This window comes from Tatumella saanichensis, assembly GCF_000439375.1.
Classification (GTDB): domain Bacteria; phylum Pseudomonadota; class Gammaproteobacteria; order Enterobacterales; family Enterobacteriaceae; genus Tatumella; species Tatumella saanichensis.
Genome location: NZ_ATMI01000028.1, coordinates 1 through 2,198, shown reverse-complemented (window position 1 = coordinate 2,198; position 2,198 = coordinate 1). Strand labels below are relative to the sequence as shown.

Here is a 2,198-nt window from a genome sequence, read left to right as displayed (position 1 = left end):
AAACAGCATGTACAGTTAAGAGAACAGGTGCTGCGTGATGCCATTAATAAACCTGAAAACGATCCGAAAGATGCCCCTTTTATAAAAGAGATCATTACCCTTCCTAAAAATAAGGGAGTAATTTTTGATAGTAATCGCTCGGGATCGGATGATCTCTATCGAAGACTTGAAGCTCATGTATATGTAAATGGTATCTCTTTTATTATAAAAACAGATATTAGAGATTTTTCTGCTCCGAAATACAAAGAAAGGAAAGCGGAGTACCTTAAAACCACAACAGAAGATCAAACAAATACCAAACCAGCCAAGCTTGCCGCCCTGCAGTCTTTGATATCAAGGTTGAGTGGTAGAAAGGATGAGGATATTCCGTCTGCTAAAGGCGTGTGCATACCGAATGGGTTTATCCGTGATGATGGCGGGAAGCATAAAGAAAGTCTCACATTTCGGTATGAAAATGATGATTTTGTTTTTGGTGTCGATATGGATAACACCATTAAGGGGTCGGGAGACACCCTATTTAACCGTAGTGCGAAAATTAATGAGGCACTTAAAACCGCCAATCAGTACACCATAAAGAAAGTGGCGCTCTCACCGAACGGTATTCCGGCGGAGTCATGGCTATTTGGTGGTTTCCAAATCATCAGGGATCCGGTAACGGGAAAAGATGAAAAGAACACCTTCTATAATTTTATGCTTTATGCTAATGAGCGCGATGCCACACCGGATAAGCCGAATCTTAACATTGGGTTAGGCAGTGAGTATAAAAAAACGCGTTACAGCGAATCGCAGATGATTGAAATCTGGGACCGGCTGGTAAATTCCCTGCGTTATAAATGACAGGTGAAAATGGAGACTGAGATTGTACTTCGTCTCTTCCGAAGAACCTGCCAGGCCTAAAGAAAAGGAGTTCTTACCATGCAATGTATTTTTGAACGTATGGCCTTAGCGCTTGTGGCTACCGGGATACTTTGTATTCCCCCTATAGCGGCATCCACGCCAGTGCAGAAGGACAGTCCAGTGATAAATACTTTATTTGCACAAACCAAACCACAGTGCATCGGGCGCTATGTGATTGACGTTCCCGAGTCGTTTAATAATCAGCTTCACGATATGATTTTTATCGATGATTTTGAAATTGAAAGTAAACCGCTCTATCCGCCTGCATTTAAACAGCGCGTGCAGTTAAGAGAGCAGGCGCTGCGTGATGCCACGAATAAACCAGGTAACAGACCTGAAAACGCCCCTTTTTTAAAAGAGATTATTCCTTTTTCTGATGGTAAGGGAGTGATTTTTGATCATAATGAGTCAGGTACTCCTGATATATACAGGCAGCTGGAGGCCCATGTTTATTCAGGCATGATAGCCTTTGTGATTACTACAGATATCCGTGATTTTTCAGACAAGAAGCACCGCGAAAAAAAGGCCAAATATCTGGCCAGAGGTTTTTCTGAGGCTGATGCAAATACCAAACCCGCCAAACTGGCCGCCCTGCAGTCTCTGATATCGCGTTTAAGTGGCAGAAAAGATGAGGATATTCCGTCTGCTAAAGGCGTGTGCATACCGAATGGGTTTATCCGTGATGATGGTGGAAAGCATAAAGAAAGTCTCACATTTCGGTATGAAAATGATGATTTTGTTTTTGGTGTCGATATGGATAACACAATTAAGGGGTCGGAAGACACCCTGTTTAACCGTAGTGCGCAAATTAATGAGGCACTTAAAACATCCAATCAGTACAGCATAAAGAAAGTGGCACTCTCACCGAACGGTATTCCGGCGGAGTCATGGTTGTTTGGTGGTATCCAAACCATCAGAAATCCCGCAACGGGAAAAGATGAAAAGAATACTTTCTATAATTTTATGCTTTATGCGAATGAGCGCGATGCGACACCGGATAAGCCGAATCTTAACATTGGTTTCGGTAGTGAGTATAAAAAAACGCGATACAGTGAAGCGCAGATGATTGAAATCTGGGACCGGCTGGTAAATTCCCTGCGCTATAAATGACAGATAAAGATGGATCTTGCCGTTGCACCTCGTCTGTTCTGAAGAGCCCGTCAGGCGTACAGAAAAGGAGTTCTCACCATGCAATGTATTTTTGAACGTATGGCCTTAGCGCTTGTGGCTACCGGGATACTTTGTATTCCCCCTATAGCGGCATCCACGCCAGTGCAGAAGGACAGTCCAGTGATAAATAC

General features: G+C 43.2%; 2 protein-coding genes. Both read left to right on the top strand.

Annotation, left to right across the window (positions count from 1 at the left end):
* Positions 1 to 837, top strand: an 837-nt coding sequence (locus DW47_RS0108760; RefSeq protein WP_029686016.1) for a T6SS immunity protein Tli4 family protein, incomplete at its 5' end; no start/stop codon positions are given.
* Between the two features lie 78 nt (positions 838 to 915).
* Positions 916 to 2,007 carry a T6SS immunity protein Tli4 family protein gene (locus tag DW47_RS0108755; protein WP_029686015.1) on the top strand — a complete coding sequence of 364 codons (1,092 nt, stop codon included), beginning with the start codon at positions 916 to 918 and terminating at the stop codon, positions 2,005 to 2,007.
* Positions 2,008 to 2,198: the final 191 nt, after the last annotated feature.